Origin of the sequence: Bradyrhizobium sp. HKCCYLRH3059, from assembly GCF_051168035.1 — a bacterium.
Taxonomy (GTDB): Bacteria; Pseudomonadota; Alphaproteobacteria; order Rhizobiales; family Xanthobacteraceae; genus Bradyrhizobium.
Window position 1 is genome coordinate 445367 of record NZ_JBNPUF010000004.1, and the last position, 16169, is coordinate 461535.

Here is a 16169-nt window from a genome sequence, read left to right on the forward strand (position 1 = left end):
CGAATGCCACGCGCAACGCATCTCCACACGCCGTCAGGACAGCAGCGCGGCGATATCCTCCTCCGTCAGCGCCTTGCCGACATTGCCCCTCGCGATCGAACGGTGAATCGCCAGCGCCGGCTTGCGCTCACCGATCTTCTCCTCGATCGTCCCGGCGGCGACCAACCGATGGACGAAGACCGTCTTGTCCCGGCCGATGCGGTGGGCTCGATCGATCGCCTGAGCCTCCACTGCGGATTCCACCAGGGGTGGTAGATGATGACGGTGTCGGTCGCCGCAGGTTCAGCCCGCCGCCGCCGGCCTTGAGACTGATCAGGAATGCCGGGCTGTCGCCCTTCTGGAACGCCGTGATCGCACGCTTGCGATCGCGCATATCGCCTGTCAGCCCCCGTCCATCGGATCGCTCTTCAGCGGCTTGTCGGAATCCCCCGGCATCAGGCAGGGATAGAGTTCGCCGAACGTGAATTCCGCCCCGCCGTCGGCGCGATCGAACCGCAGCACCACATCGAAGCGTTTGCCGGACCAGTGGGTCGGTAACTGGCTTTCATTGCTCACCGGCAGCCGCGGCAGGATGTCGGAGATGATCGCCTTGTGCTCCCACGCCACCAGCACGGTGCCGGACAGCGATAGCAGGGCTTCGACCAGCGCCGCCTCCTGCCCCTTCGCAAAGGACGTGTTCGGCTTGTCGAGGCCGACGCGCGCAGCCAAATCGAGCACCGTCTCATAGGGCCGGCGGCTCGGGTCGGAGCCGTCCTCGGCGCTGTCGGGATCGGCGGCATAGACCGCCTGCGGTGTCGGGTAATCCGTGCCGCCCAGTCCGCTGCCGAACAGCGCCGTCCAGGCCCCTGCCCGCTCCCAGCCGAAGATCACCAGCGACTTCGAGTCCGGCTGGCCCTCGTGGGTCAGGCCCGGGCCTGTCGCGTCGCCGTCGGGCTTCTCGGCATGGCGGATGATCAGCAGCGTCAGCGCGTTCATCGGCAAACCTCTCAGGTGGCATCATACATCCATCACACGCATTTGCTACTTGAGATTGCAATCGCGAGACCGCATCATGGCGCTTTTCCAACCAGGATTCATTTCAGATGAGCATGGGATTGCGACAGACCCGCCGGACATTCCTGGCGACGGCCGCGATGGCGGCAGCCTCCACCGTCATCTTGCCGAGGCCGAGCCGCGCCGCCGCGAAATATCGCCGCTACAGCGTCACCAGTGCGGAAGGCCAGAAGATGCTGGCGAGCTACGCCAAAGGCGTCGCCGCCATGCTGCAGCTTCCCGCAAACCATCCGCAGAACTGGTTCCGCAACGCGTTCATCCACCTGATGGACTGCCCGCACGGCAATTGGTGGTTCTATGTCTGGCATCGCGGCTATCTCGGCTATTTCGAGCAATCGATCCGCGCCCTCAGTGGCGACGACAATTTCGCGCTGCCCTATTGGGACTGGACCGAGCTGCCGGAGATTCCCGCCGGCATGTTCGACGCCGTACTGACACCGACCGACCGGGCGTATCAGCCGTTCACCGGGACTCTCGCGGTCTTCACCGCGTTCATCAAGCCGGCGCTGACGGATTACTGGAACAGCCTGTCGAAGGATCAGCGCGGCCAGCTCGAGATCCGCGGCTACAAGTCGATCGACGATCTCTGGAACGACGTCACCGGCTTCTCGCCGTCCGCCAATGCCGGCATCTCCGGCAATGAGGCCTTCGCGACCACCTGCGCCTCACGCTATCTGTCACGCGACAATCCGAAGCTCGACGCCAAGACCACCTACGACGTCTCGCCCTTCGTGATCATGGCGGGCCTGCTGCCGACCGACTTCTACAACCCCGACAACTATCTGAGCTTCACCAGCTCGAAGACCGCCTCGCACAACACCCAGCCGAATGGCGCGACCAAGTTCTCGACCCTGGAAGGCCTGCCGCACAACAAGGTCCACAACTACATCGGCGGCGTCGGCCCGCTCGATCCCGGCCCCTACGGCAACATGACCAACTTCCTGTCGCCGGTCGATCCGATCTTCTTCCTGCACCATTCGAACATGGACCGGCTCTGGGATGTCTGGACGCGCAAGCAGCAGCGGCTCAAGCTGCCCTATCTGCCGCGGGGCGCTGACCTGAAGACGTTCTCCGACGAGCCGTTCCTGTTCTATGCCGACGGCAAGGGCGGCTATGTCGGCCCCAGCAAGGCCGGCGACTACATCTCGACCGACCGCTTCGACTACGACTATGCGCCAGGCTTCGGCGAGGACATCGTCAATCCGCCCGCGGTCGCCGCGGCACCGCAGGCCAAGCCGCAGCAGGGCTCGGTCAAGGCCAATGTGGGCACGGTGAGGATCCCTGGCGATGCGCTCGAAGCGCATCTGGCGGCAGCGCGGCCGCAGCCGCTGATGGCGCAGATCACGCTGCCTCGCCCGAGCGGCTATTCGACCGTGCGCGAATTCGACGTCCTGGTCAACGCGCCCGCCAACGTCAGCAAGGTCACGGCTGACAGCCCCTATTATGCAGGCACCATCGCCTTTTTCGGATCGATGATGCCGGGCATGGCCATGACCACCGATGCGAGTTTCGCGGTGCCGCTGCCGACGAAGCAGGAGGCCTTCTCCGCCCTGCGGGCCGCACCCAACCAGCCGCTGAGCATCCGCGTCGTGCCCTCGGGCGGCGTCGGCACCGCGCCGACGCTGAAAGCGCTCTCGGTCGGACCGCTGCGCCGATGAACGGCAGGCGCGCCGCGCTGCGGACCTGCGCCGTGCTGCTCTGTGCCGTGCTGCGGCCGACCTCGTCCTTGGCCGCGGAGCCGTTCAGAGCCGTCGATCTGGTCGTGCCGCGGCCACTGGATGCGAGCGAGGCTCCCGTCGTCGAGATCAGCCTGGGCGCACTGGGGCGAGGCCAGGAGGTGACGGTGACGACGGCGTCCGGGATGCCGCTCGGGACCATCTCGCCATTCGGCCTTCGCACTGGCGCGGAGGCCGGCACCTACGCGCTTCCGGTGCCGAAGGAGGCGATCAAGAGTGGACGCCTGTCGATCCGTCTCAGCATCAGCCAACCCGGCGGCAGCCGCGCGCCGACGCCGCAGGAGGTTCGCGGCATCACGCTCAGGCTTGCTCCGCGGCCATGATCCGTCGTCTGCGCCGCAAGCGCGCCGGACTCAGACCGTCCCGCTCCGTGCACGTTCTCCGCGCTGCTCGAACGGGCTCGCCATGCTGGGCTGTCCGATCCAGACGCGGTTGAGCAGCCGCGTGAACGGCGGACACGTCGTCCCCTCGATACGCGCCATCGCCTCCTGATAGGGGCCGACGGTACGCAATCTCTCCGGCAGCATCGCATAGGCGCGCGGCAGAAACCGCCTGGTGCGCGCCGCGCTGCGGCGTTCGCGCTCGCCATAGGGCAGCGCGAACGCAAGCCGCAGCCGCTCCGGCAGCATCTCGGCCGTCAACGCCGTGAACCAGCGCGGCGGTCCGATAAGGGTCGCCTCGCCGGAGAAGATACGCTGCGCGATCTCGCGCGCCGCCGGGCCGACCGTGAGCGTCTCCGACGCCATCATCTCGGCCGTATAGGCCTTGAACGACGCCCAGTCCGGCGGCATGGCCTCGTGTGGAATTCCGAACAGGCCCGCGAACCGCGTCGCCTCGCGCCAATATTGCTCGCGCTCGGCATCGTCGAGCGGGCGGCACAGCAAGCCGTAGGACATCATCGCAGTCTCGACCAGCGTGGCATGGACCCAGCGCAGCGCGTCGACTTCATTGGCGCGATAGCGCGAGCCGGCCGTAAACGGTCCAACCGTCTCTGGCATCACGCCGTCGACCGCGGCGTGCCGCCGATACAGCCGCCGCGCCACAGCGACCGCCTGCGCGCGCGTGCCGAACACCATGGTGTAGACGATGCTGAAGGTGCGGTGGAAACGGCCGAGCGGATCGGCGAACACCTTGGACTGCTCGGCAATGCCCGCCGCCACCCAGGGATGGGCGAGCTGCAACAGCAGCGCGCGGCCGGCGCCGAGAAACAGCGCGGCCTCGCGATGCACGCGCCACATCACGCTGTCGGACGGCAGCACGGCATCGCCCGGCGTGGCCGGCGCGGACAGCACCTCGGCCAAGCACCGTTCGAAATCGGCATCGCTGACGATCACGGCCGCTGCGGGATCTCCAGCCCGCGCTGTACCGCCGGCCGCGCCAGCCCGCGTTCGAGCCAGGCCGGCACGTGCTTGAGCTCATCAAAGGCGACGATGTCGCGCGCGCCGTAGAACCCGATCAGGTTGCGCACCCAGCCAAGCGTCGCGATGTCGGCAATCGTGTAGTCGGCGTCCATGATCCACTGCCGGCCATCGAGCCGCGCCTCGAGCACGCCGAGCAGCCGCCTGCTCTCCGCGACATAGCGCTGCAACGGCCGCTTGTCCTCGTACTCGCGGCCGGCGAATTTGTGGAAGAAGCCGAGCTGCCCGAACATGGGACCGATGCCGCCCATCTGGAAATGCACCCACTGGATCGTCTGCCAGCGCCGCGCCGGATCGTTCGGCAGGAATTTTCCGGTCTTCTCGGCAAGGTACTGCAGGATCGCGCCGGATTCGAACAGGCCGAGCGGCTGGCCGCCGGGACCGTCGGGATCGATGATCGCGGGAATCTTGCCGTTCGGATTGAGCGAGAGGAATTCAGGGGTCTTCTGGTCGTCCTTGCCGAAATCGATCGTGTGCGGCTCGTAGGCCAGGCCGGTCTCCTCCAGCATGATCGAGACCTTCACGCCGTTCGGGGTCGGCAGTGAATAGAGCTGGATGCGGTCGGGATGCTGCGCCGGCCAGCGCGTGGTGATCGGAAAGCTGGAGAGATCGGACATCGTGGCTCTGGCTCGCTTTGTCGCTGAGGCCTCAATCTAAGCCCGTGAGCCGCCGCTGCAAGGTTCGATGCGGAACCGCATGCGGCCGACGGTCTTATGTTGCTGCATCGTGCAGAAAGCCAGCATGCCGAGCCCGACCTACCAGTTGATCATGCAGGCGATGATCACGCGCCAGCCGGTGCTGTGCCTGTATGGCGGCTTCGCCCGCGCGATCTGCCCGATCATCCTCGGCCACACCGTCGGCCGCGAGCGCGTGCTCGCGTTCCAGTTCGCGGGCGGCGCGAGCAGCGGCCTGCCGCCGGGCGGCCAATGGAAGTGCTTCGATGTCGCTGACATCAGCGAGGTCGAGCTGCGCCAGGGGCGCTGGCATTCCGGGGGCAGCCATCGCCAGCCGCAACACTGCGTCGCCGACGTCGACCTAGACGTCAATCCGGACAGCCCCTACGACCCGAAACGACCGATTACGCCGCAGCGCGGTGAGCTTCGGCGGAAGCGCTGACGCTATTGCGGCTCGCGCAGGCGCACGCGCAGCAGCGCCGGCAGTTTCGAGGTGGCATCATGCTGCGCGAGCTTCGCCGCGACCCTGCGCATCAGCGACGACGCGCCCTGCCTGGCAAACAGCTTCATGCCGCGATAGCTGAAATCCACCACCACCTCGTGATGGCGCATGCCCTTGCCGCCCTTGACCAGGCCAAGGTCGCGCACCAGGCAATAATGCCCGTCGCTCATGCGTGCCAATCGGGTGTTCTCGAACATGCAGCGAAGCAATGCACCGAGTCGCAAATCCGTCAAGATTGACAGGAACGACTCATGAACCGAGCACGTCTGCGACCGGCCGCCGCGGCGCGAACGGCAGCGTAGGACCATAGCCGAAACGCAACACGAGATCCGGCCGCCGTGTCGTTCCGATCACGCGCGCCAGTTCGGGACGCAGCGCAGCCACCTCTACCGGCTGGTTGATGAAGGCGAGCTTGAGGCCTAGGCGCGTCGCTTCGAGCGCAAAGCGCTGGCACGCCTGCCCGACCCTGATCCAGTGCGAGGGATCGGCGTTCTCGGCTGCGAACACGGCAAGACCGGCAGATGAGCCGATCTGGCGCGCATATTTGTCGTTCTCTGCCGCCGCATCGAAGAGGTGGTCGAACGCAATGCCGCCGAGCGCGGTCGGCAACGACGGATTGCCGCTCGCGGGTGCAAACAGGCCGTCACCCGTTGCCATCGCGCTGCGCGGATTGAAGCGCAGCCAGGACTTCAGCTCGCGCATGAACGCGACGTCGCGCATCTGGGCGTCGTTGCCGGCGACGACGAGGTCGCGGATGGCCGCAATCACAGTACGATCCGTAATGAGTATGAGATCGACGCCTCGCGTGGCTGCTGCCACCTGCAACGCCGCAAGATCGCCTGACGGCACGGCGCGTCCGTCGTAGTCGGCACGTGTCGACTGTCTGCGGACGATCGCAGGCAATAGCGGATCGTCATGCGGCTCGGCGTTCATAAAGCTGTAGCGCACCGTCTGCCCGTCGATGGCAACCTCGCCTCTTCGGCCGCTTGCAGCCGCCGCGATCGCGAGATTGGCGGCCGCGCAGCCCAGGCTGACGAACAGATGATGGTCGTCCGGATCGACCACCGGCGTGCGGCGTGACGGATCGGGCATGATCTCGATCGCATCCTGCGTCACGCGAAAGCGCCATGGCTGCGTGTTGTGACTGTTGGCTGCGAGTGTCGCGTAACGGATGACATCGGTGATCTCGGGCGACAGCGGTGCGCGCAACCGGGCGATATAGTCGTCATACGCGCGCATCGTGCCGGTCGCGGCGCGCCAGGTGCCGGCGCCGAGCGCGGCCACCGCAAGCGCGCTGCCGCCTCCTATCAGGACCTGCCGTCGGTTCATGACTCTGCGCCCGCAATTCTCGCCGCGACCTCGATATCCTCACGATAAGCATGTTCCGCATCGGCGCGTTGTTGCAGATCAAGGCCGCGGCAGCCGGCAAGAACATCGACTCCATGCTGTTGACAGCACCAACAAAGCGGCGTATGTCCCGCGGCCTCGCGAGCGACTGCGCCCGCGACAAACATGAGCGAGACGATGTCCTTCGGCTACGAACACTTCATCCGCACGTCCAACGGCGTCATGCCGGTGGATGGCGCACGCCATGCTCGGGGGAGCGATCTTGCTTGAGGCAAGATCAACAGTCCGCATCACACGGACCCTCCCGAGCCAGCCGCTCCGGAGGGTTTTTTGTTGCCCTCAGGCGAACCGGCTGCACGGCGAAACCAACGGAAGTCCCGGCCTTGGGCCGGAACGGGAGACCCGGATCCCGGGGCTCGCGCAGGTGATGCGCGCGGCCCGAGCGCGCGGGGCCTGTCGGAGGGAACGAGGCGGCAACGCCGGACACCGATGACAGAGCGAGCTTCGAGGAGCTCGCAACATGCGGCGCCGAAGAGCGCCGCAGACAAGCTATTTGAATTCCCGGCCGCTTGCGGCCGGGAGCTGCTGGTGGTGAAGGTGTCGGCTCCTTCGTACCATTGGTGATGCGGGTTCGAATCCCGCCTATGGCGTCACGTACCGTGGAGGCGGCCATGCGAGGGCCGTCGAGTCGCGGGTTGCGGTTGTTCTTCTTTCGGATGACCTGCGTTGGCGTCATTGATCGCCGAGACCGCATGTTCCCCAGCATGCCATCAACGCCACTCGGTGACCGCCGGGCGGCCAAGGCGGTGGTGAAGATGTCTGTTACTTCGTTGAAACCGAGCGCCCCATTGGGGCAGCGACAGCATCGCTTATTCCCCGCCGAACGTATCCACGAGCCGTGGTGAAGACGACTGTTACTTCGCCTTGCACGCCAGAGGTCGCGGGTTCGACTCCCGCCCGGTGTCCTGCCGGTAGCTCAGAGGTCAGAGCGCTGTCCGGTCTCTCAGCGACCGGGTCTCAGTCGTCGCCTGTTCCCGGCTCGTGATCCATCTCAACCGCTGACCCTCATCGAACAGGCGGTCACGTCGTTACGGCGCAGCTACCTGCTGCGCCGCCTTCTTCCACGCGCCGTGGTGAAGAGTGCTGATACTTCGATTGCGGATCGAGAGGTCGTGGGTTCGACTCCCATCCGGCGTTCCATGCGCCGGTAGCTCAGCGGCAGAGCACTATCCGCTCCATGCCAGTGGAGCGGAACTCAGCATTCGCCCGTTCCCGGCGCGTGGTCCCCTGCCGCGCATGGTCTCCGAGACGAGATCATGCGTGACGGCCGGTGCTCCGGCCATTCCATCCATCATCAACCCAGAGAGGAGGCCATCATGGTCAGGCTCAACAAGTTCCTGCGCGCCTTCACCCATGAGGGTGCGCCGTCCCGGCAGCTCGCGCCCGAGCAGGCGCTGCAGCGCACGCTGATGAGCTGCCTGCTGTGGGAGGACCAGTTCTACGAGGACGGGATCGCGATCGCCGAGCGCATCAAGGCGCTGGTGCCGCTGGTCGAGCCGCGCGAGGTGGCTCAGCTCGCGGTCCGTGCACGCGAGGAGATGAAGCTGCGGCATGCGCCGCTGCTCGTCGCCCGCGAGATGGCGCGGCTGCCCACGCACCGTGCGCTGGTCGCCGAGACGCTGTCGCGCATCATCCAGCGGCCGGACGAGATGACCGAGCTGCTGGCGATCTACTGGGCGGATTCTCTGGGTCCGCAGCAGCAGCGCAAGCGGCAGCCGGTCTCGGCGCAGGTCAAGAAGGGGCTGGCGAAGGCGTTCGCCAAGTTCGACGCCTATCAGCTCGCGAAGTATGACCGCGAGGGACCGGTGCGGCTTCGCGACGTGCTGTTCCTGGTGCACGCTCGGCCCAGGGACGCCGCGCAGGAGGCGGTGTGGAAGCAGCTCGCCGATGGCGGGCTGCCGTCGCCCGACACCTGGGAGGTCGCGCTTTCGGCCGGTGCGGACAAGCGCGCGAGCTTCGAGCGGCTGCTCTCAGAGAAGCGGCTCGGAGCGCTGGCGTTGCTGCGCAACCTGCGCCTGATGCAACAGGCCGGGGTGTCGCGGGCGATTATCGCGGCCGCGATCGAGACGATGCGGACGGACAGGATCCTGCCGTATCGGTTCATCACGGCGGCCCGGCACGCGCCGGACTTCGAGCCCGAGCTCGAGGCCGCGATGCTCCGGTCGATCAAGGGCTACGCGCGGCTTCCGGGCCGCACGCGGCTGCTGATCGACGTCTCCGGCTCGATGTTCGCATCGCTGTCGGCGAAGTCGGAGATGACGCGCGCGGACGCGGCGTGCGGGCTGGCGATCCTGGCCCGCGAGGTCTGCGACGAGGTGGAGATCTTCACGTTCAGCGACAAGGTCGTGAAGGTGCCGCCGCGGCGTGGCTTTGCGCTGCGCGACGCGATCCTCGGATCGCAGCCGCATTCCGGGACCTATCTCGGGCGTGCGGTGGGCGAGGTCGACCGCAAGGGAGACCGCCTGATCGTCTTCACCGACGAGCAGAGCCACGATGCGGTGCCGGCGCCCAAGGCGCGCGGGACCATGGTCAACGTGGCGTCGTACCAGCACGGGGTCGGCTACGGACCCTGGACGCGGGTCGACGGCTTCTCCGAGGCCGTGATCGCCTGGATCGCGGCGCATGAGGAGACTCTGCGCGGCGCGACCCTGCACTGACGACAACCGACCCGGACGCGTCACAGACGCGCCCGGGTCTTCCGTTTACCAGGCACATTCGGCGGCGAGTTGCGCTGCTTGCTTCAATGCGTCTGCTTCAGCAGCGGCGCCACGGTTTCGATCTCGTCGGTCATGACGCCGCCGGTAAAGTTCTTGGGCAACCTGGCGATGTCGTCCGGTGTGTCCAGCCCGGCCGAGAACGCCTCACCACTATAGGAGCCGAGGACGAAGACGCTGCTTTCGGCGCGCGTCATGCGCGCGAGGAATCGGTCCGGCCAGCCCCACAGCCACGGCGCGACATTGATCGGGACCAGCACCATCATGTTGTGGCACGCGGACGGCACCAGGCCGGTCCAGCCATAACCGAGATAACGGACCAGGCAGCTCTTCAGCATGCCGCGCGACATGACCTTGAGATCCGGCAGAGACGCCCTGAGCGTCGCGATCGGCGCGTCGCCGCCATAGACCATCAGTCGCGCCCGTCGCGCGCCAGGCAAGCGCGCCAGAGCATCCGCCAGCAGTCGGCCTTCCGCCGGATCATTGCTCTTGACGTTGATCAGGAAAGGCTTGTCCGGAAAGGCTGCGAGCACCTCGTCCAGCGACGGCATCAGGCCGACGCCCTTTCCGCGGAATGGAAACGTGCGCCCGCCATCGGCGGTGTAGCCATAACCGATGTCGAGCTGCCGCAACGCCGTCATCGCATGCTCGCGCGTGACGCCCTTGCCATCGGTGCGACAGTCGAGCGTCCAGTCATGGAACACCGCGAACTGGCCGTCGGTGGTTGGGTGCACGTCGAATTCCACGATATCGGCGCCGGCCAGAAAGCTGGCGCGCATCGAGGCGATGGTGTTCTCGAGATACTCATGCGTCGGCGGCAGCATCCGCGCCGCGGTGCAGGTTTCGCTCGTCAGGCCGGTGCGATCGAACTGCTGCGACACACCTCGATGAGCCAGGAGATGCAGCCGCCCAGCCTCCTTTGTCACCTGCAGATTGGCGTTGTTGAAAAACATGAAGCCGGCGCAGATCAGCACCAGCAGCCCGGCGATTTTCAGGACTCTGCTCATGCGATGTCAATTTCATGATGATTCGAGCCGAATTGCGTCCCTGCCCTCGTTCCCCGAAAGAGTTGTCCTGCGGAGATGGCGCACCTTTTGTCCAGCGCTCCCAGAGCCGATGCGAAAGCGAATGCGAGAAGGGCCACCGCCAAACTTTGGCTTCGAAGCACTGGATCGCTGTTTCTTCATCCGGTATCTGACCTCATGTTTCTGTCCATCGCCACCACCCATCAGCCTGCCACCGATCTCGGCTACCTGCTCAACAAGCATCCGGAGCGGCTGCACGAGCTCGAGCTCACCTATGGCAAGGCGCTGATCTTTTATCCCGAGGCCAGCGAGAGCCGCTGCGAGGCGGCGCTGGTGCTCGACGTCGACCCGATCGGCCTCGTCCGCGGCAAAGGCCAAAGCGACGGGCTGCTCGACCAATATGTCAACGACAGGCCCTATGCCGCGTCGTCGTTCCTGTCGGTCGCGCTGAACAAGGCGTTCCGGACCGCGATGAACGGCGTCAGCAGCGCGCGCCAGGAGCTCGCCGACAGCGCCATTGCACTCGAAGCGGTTGTGACACCCCTGCCCCTGCGCGGCGGCGAAGCCGTGCTGCGGCATTTGTTCGAGCCGCTCGGCTGGCAGGTCGATCTCACCGCGATCCCGGGACCGCAAGGCGATCCGTCGAGCCGCTACGTCCGGCTCACCTTGCGCGGCACCGCGCGGCTCAGCGCGCTCCTCAATCATCTCTACGTGCTGATTTCCGTCATGGACGACGCCAAGCATTATTGGGTCGGCGACGAGGAGATCGACAAGCTTCTCAAACGCGGCGAAGGCTGGCTCGACGCCCACCCCGCCAAGGAGCTGATCGTGCGCCGCTATCTGCGCCATCGCGGCGTGCTCGCGCGCGCGGCGCTGGCCCGGCTCGCGCCGGAGACGCAGGACGAGGCCATCGAGCCCGAGGCGCGCAGCGAGTCAGAAGAGACACTGGAGGCGCCGACCCGCCTCAACGACCTGCGCATGGCCGCCGTGGTCGAGGCGTTGCGGGCGAGCGGCGCCAAAATTGTCGCCGACCTCGGCTGCGGCGAAGGCAGGCTGCTGCAGCTCCTGGTCCGCGAGCGCTGGGTCGACAGGCTGATCGGGCTTGATCCCGCCGTCCGCGAGCTGGAGCGCGCGGCCAAGCGACTGAAGCTGGGCGCGCCCGGCGCACCGCCCGAGGGTCGCGTCATGCTGTTGCACGGTTCGCTCACCTATCGCGATGCGCGCTGGGCCGAGGCCGATGCGGCGGCACTGGTCGAGGTGATCGAGCACCTCGATCCCGACCGACTGCCGATGCTCGAGCGCGTGGTGTTCGGCGCAGCGCGGCCGCGCGCGGTGATCGTTACCACGCCGAACGCCGAATACAACGCACTGTTTCCGAGCCTGCCCGCCGGGCAGTTCCGCCACCGCGACCATCGCTTCGAATGGTCGCGCGCCGAGTTTGCGGACTGGGCGCAGCGGATCTGCGCAACCTTCAACTATCAGGCCGCCTTCTCCGGCATCGGTCATCACGACGAGAGCCATGGCGCGCCGACGCAGATGGCCATCTTCACCCGCTGAGCAATTCCATGAACATCGACATCCCCGATTTCGCGCTGATCGTGCTGATCGGCTCGACCGGCTCCGGCAAGTCGACCTTTGCTGCGAAGCATTTCCTGCCGACCGAGGTGATCTCCTCGGATCATTGCCGCGCGCTCGTCGCCGACGACGAGACCGACCAGGGCGTCTCCGCCGACGCGTTCGACATCGTCCGCGAGATCGCCGGCAAGCGGCTGAAGCACCGCCGGCTCGCGGTGATCGACGCCACCAATGTGCGCCCCGCCGACCGCAAGGGCTGGGTCGAGCTGGCGCGAAAATGGCATGCGCTGCCGGTCGCGATCGTGTTCGATCCCGGCATCGACGTCTGCATCGACAGAAACAAGTCGCGGCCTGAGCGCAGCTTCGGCGGCCCGGTCGTGCAGCGCATGGTCTCGGAGGTCCGCCGTGGCTTCGGTGGCCTGCAGCGCGAAGGCTTTCGTCAGGTGTGGAAGCTCGACAGCGTCGCGCGCATCGAGGCCGCCACCATCGCGCGGCAGCCGCTGTGGACCGACAAGCGGCACGACACCGGGCCGTTCGACATCATCGGTGACGTCCATGGCTGCGCTGATGAGTTGCAGGCGCTGCTGGCGAAGCTCGGCTATCAGGTCAGATGGCGCGATGACGACGGCCGGCGCGCCGTCAGCGTCACGCCGCCCGCAGGCCGCAAGCTCGTGTTCGTCGGCGATCTCGTCGACCGCGGCCCGCAATCGCCGGACGTGCTGCGCATCGTCATGGGCATGGTCTCGGCAGGCACTGCCTATGCCGTGCAGGGCAACCATGACCGCAAGTTCGGACGCTGGCTCGCCGGTCGCAAGGTCACGATCGCGCACGGCCTGCAGGCCACGATCGACCAGCTCACCGGCGCGGATCGAAGCTTCCGGGACAGCCTGCCCGGCTTCCTCGACGGCCTGCGCAGCCATGTCTGGCTCGATGGCGGCCGGCTCGCGGTGGCGCATGCCGGGCTGAAGGAGGAGATGATCGGCCGCGGCTCCGGCGCGGTGCGCGAGTTCGCGCTGTATGGCGAAACCACCGGCGAGATCGACGAGTTCGGCCTTCCCGTGCGCGCCGACTGGGCCGCGAACTATCGCGGACCGACCACCGTGGTCTACGGTCACACGCCCGTGCTCAATGCCGAATGGGTCAACAACACGCTGTGCATCGACACCGGTTGCGTGTTCGGCGGCCGGCTGACGGCGCTGCGCTGGCCGGAGCGTGAGCTCGTCGAGGTCGAGGCTGAGCGCGTCTGGTGCGAGCCGGTGCGTCCGCTCGCGCCTCGCGCCGGCAGCGCCTCCGCGCAGGCCGAGGCGGATCAGCTGCTCGATATCGATGACGTGAGCGGCCGCCGATGGATCGACACCAGGCTGCGCGGCCGCATGGTCGTGGCTGAGGAGAACGCGGCCGCTGCGCTGGAGGTGATGAGCCGTTTCGCGCTCGCGCCGCAATGGCTGGTCTATCTGCCACCGACCATGTCGCCATCGGAGACCAGCGCGCGCGACGGCTGGCTGGAGCGCCCCGAGGAGGCGTTCGCGCATTTCCGCGCCCGCGGCGTCGAGCAGGTGGTGTGCGAGGAGAAGCACATGGGCTCGCGCGCCGTCATCGCGCTGTGCAGGAGCGCCGATATCGCCGGGGCCCGCTTCGGCGTCGCGGGCGGCGAGAGCGGCGCGATCTGGACCCGCACCGGCCGCGCGTTCTTCGACGATCCCGCAATGAGCGAGGCGCTGCTGGCACGGCTGCGCGATGCTGTCGACAGCGCCGGCCTCTGGCAGGAGCTGCAATCCGGCTGGCTGCTGCTCGACGCCGAGATCATGCCGTGGTCGGCGAAGGCTGGCAGCCTGATCGAGAGTCAGTACGCGCCGGTCGCGGCGTCATCGGTTGCAGGGCTCGAAGCGGCGGCAGACGCGTTGGCGCGCGCCGCCGCGCGCGGTCTTGATGTCGCGGCACTCGGCGATCACCTCCGCGATCGGGTGACGCGGGCGCGGCGATATGGCGAGGCATGGGCACCCTATGTCTGGCCGGTCCGCGGCATCGACGATCTCAAGGTCGCGCCGTTTCACCTGCTCGCCAGCGAGGGCCAGGTCTGGTTCGATCAGGACCATGTCTGGCACATGACGCTCGCCGATCGGCTGGCCGCCGCGTCAGCATCCGTGGTCACCCGCACGCAGTGGCGCACCGTGGCTCTGGCTGACGAAACGGCCATCGCCAACGCCATCGCATGGTGGGAGCAACTCACGGCCGGCGGCGGCGAAGGCATGGTGGTGAAGCCCAAGAACTTCGTCGCGCGCGGACCGAAGGGTCTGATCCAGCCGGCGCTGAAAGTGCGCGGCCCAGAATATTTGCGCATCATCTACGGCCCGGAATATGATGCGCCGGAGCACATCGCCCGGCTGCGCCAGCGCAAGCTCGACGGCAAGCGCAACCTCGCTTTGCGCGAGTTCGCGCTCGGCCATGAGGCGCTGACCCGCTTCGTCGCCCGCGAGCCGCTGCGCCGCGTGCACGAATGCGTGTTCGCGGTGCTGGCGCTGGAGAGCGAGCCGATCGATCCGCGGCTGTGAGCCGCTCAAGAACCAACAAGGCCGATCTTCTGCGATGTACAAGCCGATCTTGCGTGATTGGATATGGTCCGACGGACGCGGACCAGAGCTGCGACGAGGGCACTTTTTTGGCCATGGATTGAACTTGATCGCCCTCGATTATCTGAACCCGGACTGGGCTGCCGAAGACGATATGCGACACTTGATTCTTCACAAGGCTCAAGTGCACCAAGTCACGCCAGAGGAAGTCCATGACTATTCCCGCGAAATAGTCAGTTGGGGGCCCGCGATCGATCAAGCCGCCGTGGTGGACCTGGGAAAGTCGGACTGGCTGCTGAGCTTCGCCCAGCGGCATCTGGCCCGCTGCCGACATTTTCGCATCATGTTCTATGACGAATATGTCGACGTCATCTGCGAGAGTATCACAGCCGCCCATGGTGCCTACGCTCCGGGTTGCGGCACCCAGTGACGGGCGCTCTCAAGCCAAAACGTGACTTTGAGCAACCGAGTTGCGGAAGGAAGCCATGGGGTCGTTCATCACCAACCTGCACATTCGTGACGTCGCACCTCACGCGGTCATCGAGGCGCTCAAGTCTCTCCGCGTCGTTCCGGCCTATGTGCGTGGCTCGCCCGCCGATGCCTGGACCAGCATTTTCCCCCAAGCCGCGTTTCAAGATGAAGCGGGCCTGCGCGATGACCTCACCCTGGTCCGCACTGTCCATGCCAGACAGCTTCGAGTTCCCCATCCAGCGACGCACCAGACCAGCCCCACGCGGCCATGGACTCCCCCTTCGGCTTGATCCTGCGCAACGAACGGACGCACGACACACGCCACCGTGCCTACACCGCTCCCCAAGGAGGCTTGAATGAGGACGTCCGTGCAACTCGCCATCGTCATCGCCGCCACCGTGGCCATGCCCGCTTTCGCTCAGGGAACCGGGCCGGTGGCAACGCAATGCGCCGCTGACATCCAGAGCTTCTGCTCCGGCAAGCAGCACGGCGCAGGCCAGGTTCGCGCCTGCCTCGAGAGCAACCGCGAGAAAGTCTCGGCGGATTGCCGCCAGGCCCTCGACACTACGGGACCCGGCCGAGGCAAAGGCCCAAGACGCTGAGTATGCGCATCGGCTGGCCTGGCCCCGTTCCGGGTGCAAGCCAGCCGGCAACTTTCACAGCGATCGGGCCAGGCCCGGGCAAGATTGTCTGCGCCGAGACGATGCGATCTTCGGCGCCAAACGCAGAAGGTCGGCACCCGCCTGATCCCATGGTGACAATGAATCAGTCCGCGGCCGTGGCCGCGACCTCAGGGCAGCGCACCGCCGGCGGGAAAAGGCGCGCGGCGAAACACTCGTTTCAACAGCCCCTGCAATGCGATCGCGGTTCGCACGCCTGGTCCACGAAAATTTCGCTTTTGTTTTTCCGAATTCTGTGAAATACTGCGCCCGTCCCGCCTCGCCATGAGGGGCGCTTCGCGATCGTCACGAACGTGGAGGCGGGATGCGATGGGCGCAGCTCTGCCGCAGCATGGCCTTGCCGT

The 16169-nt window shown here is 66.5% G+C and carries 16 protein-coding genes and 1 tRNA gene; 10 read left to right on the forward strand and 7 right to left on the reverse strand.

What is annotated here, in order from left to right:
* Positions 1 to 33: 33 nt before the first annotated feature.
* Both ACQR13_RS15975 and ACQR13_RS15980 read right to left on the reverse strand, forming a co-directional pair.
* Positions 34 to 231, reverse strand: a complete 198-nt coding sequence (locus tag ACQR13_RS15975; RefSeq protein WP_409998616.1) for a hypothetical protein — start codon at positions 229 to 231, stop codon at positions 34 to 36.
* A 150-nt stretch (positions 232 to 381) separates the two neighbouring features.
* Entirely contained in the window at positions 382 to 975 is a 594-nt protein-coding gene (locus tag ACQR13_RS15980) for a histidine phosphatase family protein (protein WP_315749896.1), read from the reverse strand.
* A gap of 107 nt (positions 976 to 1082) precedes the next feature.
* Here ACQR13_RS15980 and ACQR13_RS15985 point away from each other — a divergent pair, with 107 nt between their 5' ends.
* Entirely contained in the window at positions 1083 to 2711 is a 1629-nt protein-coding gene (locus ACQR13_RS15985) for a tyrosinase family protein (protein ID WP_315749895.1), read from the forward strand.
* Positions 2708 to 3112, forward strand: a complete 405-nt coding sequence (locus ACQR13_RS15990; RefSeq protein ID WP_315749893.1) for a hypothetical protein — start codon at positions 2708 to 2710, stop codon at positions 3110 to 3112. Before ACQR13_RS15985 ends, ACQR13_RS15990 begins: the two co-directional genes overlap by 4 nt.
* Positions 3113 to 3142: 30 nt before the next feature.
* On the opposite strand, the gene ACQR13_RS15995 is transcribed toward ACQR13_RS15990, so the two are convergent.
* Together ACQR13_RS15995 and ACQR13_RS16000 are read right to left on the reverse strand one after the other, a co-directional pair.
* On the reverse strand, positions 3143 to 4123 hold the full coding sequence (locus tag ACQR13_RS15995) for an oxygenase MpaB family protein (protein WP_315749891.1): 981 nt from the start codon (positions 4121 to 4123) through the stop codon (positions 3143 to 3145).
* Positions 4120 to 4824: a glutathione S-transferase family protein gene (locus tag ACQR13_RS16000; RefSeq protein ID WP_315749889.1), complete on the reverse strand. Its 705-nt coding sequence runs from the start codon at positions 4822 to 4824 to the stop codon at positions 4120 to 4122. Before ACQR13_RS16000 ends, ACQR13_RS15995 begins: the two co-directional genes overlap by 4 nt.
* A 79-nt stretch (positions 4825 to 4903) precedes the next feature.
* On the opposite strand from ACQR13_RS16000, the gene ACQR13_RS16005 reads away from it, so the two are divergent.
* On the forward strand, positions 4904 to 5323 hold the full coding sequence (locus ACQR13_RS16005; protein ID WP_315749887.1) for a hypothetical protein: 420 nt from the start codon (positions 4904 to 4906) through the stop codon (positions 5321 to 5323).
* Positions 5324 to 5325: 2 nt separating this feature from the next.
* Here the strand turns inward: ACQR13_RS16005 and ACQR13_RS16010 are convergent, their stop codons facing one another.
* Positions 5326 to 5553 (reverse strand): hypothetical protein, encoded by a 228-nt coding sequence (locus ACQR13_RS16010; protein WP_315712510.1) that lies wholly within the window; start codon positions 5551 to 5553, stop codon positions 5326 to 5328.
* A 79-nt stretch (positions 5554 to 5632) separates the two neighbouring features.
* The gene (locus tag ACQR13_RS16015; RefSeq protein WP_315749886.1) at positions 5633 to 6712 is read right to left on the reverse strand and encodes an Acg family FMN-binding oxidoreductase; all 1080 of its coding nucleotides are present in this window, start codon (positions 6710 to 6712) and stop codon (positions 5633 to 5635) included.
* A gap of 1143 nt (positions 6713 to 7855) precedes the next feature.
* Here ACQR13_RS16015 and ACQR13_RS16020 point away from each other — a divergent pair.
* Positions 7856 to 7930, forward strand: a tRNA-OTHER gene (locus ACQR13_RS16020).
* A gap of 176 nt (positions 7931 to 8106) precedes the next feature.
* Complete coding sequence (locus tag ACQR13_RS16025; protein WP_315749884.1) at positions 8107 to 9447, forward strand: TROVE domain-containing protein; 1341 nt, start codon at positions 8107 to 8109, stop codon at positions 9445 to 9447.
* Positions 9448 to 9530: 83 nt separating this feature from the next.
* Here ACQR13_RS16025 and ACQR13_RS16030 read toward each other — a convergent pair whose 3' ends face one another.
* Positions 9531 to 10511, reverse strand: a complete 981-nt coding sequence (locus ACQR13_RS16030) for a glycerophosphodiester phosphodiesterase family protein (RefSeq protein WP_316172350.1) — start codon at positions 10509 to 10511, stop codon at positions 9531 to 9533.
* 195 nt (positions 10512 to 10706) lie between these two features.
* Here ACQR13_RS16030 and ACQR13_RS16035 point away from each other — a divergent pair, with 195 nt between their 5' ends.
* From ACQR13_RS16035 to ACQR13_RS16055, 5 genes are all read left to right on the forward strand, one after another.
* Positions 10707 to 12086, forward strand: coding sequence for a 3' terminal RNA ribose 2'-O-methyltransferase Hen1 (locus ACQR13_RS16035; RefSeq protein ID WP_316202120.1), 1380 nt, complete (start codon positions 10707 to 10709; stop codon positions 12084 to 12086).
* Positions 12087 to 12094: 8 nt separating this feature from the next.
* Entirely contained in the window at positions 12095 to 14656 is a 2562-nt protein-coding gene (locus tag ACQR13_RS16040; protein WP_316194101.1) for a polynucleotide kinase-phosphatase, read from the forward strand.
* 124 nt (positions 14657 to 14780) lie between these two features.
* On the forward strand, positions 14781 to 15104 hold the full coding sequence (locus tag ACQR13_RS16045) for a hypothetical protein (protein WP_434862974.1): 324 nt from the start codon (positions 14781 to 14783) through the stop codon (positions 15102 to 15104).
* A 55-nt stretch (positions 15105 to 15159) separates the two neighbouring features.
* Positions 15160 to 15435 carry a hypothetical protein gene (locus tag ACQR13_RS16050; protein ID WP_315749876.1) on the forward strand — a complete coding sequence of 92 codons (276 nt, stop codon included), beginning with the start codon at positions 15160 to 15162 and terminating at the stop codon, positions 15433 to 15435.
* A gap of 66 nt (positions 15436 to 15501) precedes the next feature.
* Entirely contained in the window at positions 15502 to 15747 is a 246-nt protein-coding gene (locus ACQR13_RS16055) for a cysteine rich repeat-containing protein (protein ID WP_315749875.1), read from the forward strand.
* Positions 15748 to 16169: the final 422 nt, after the last annotated feature.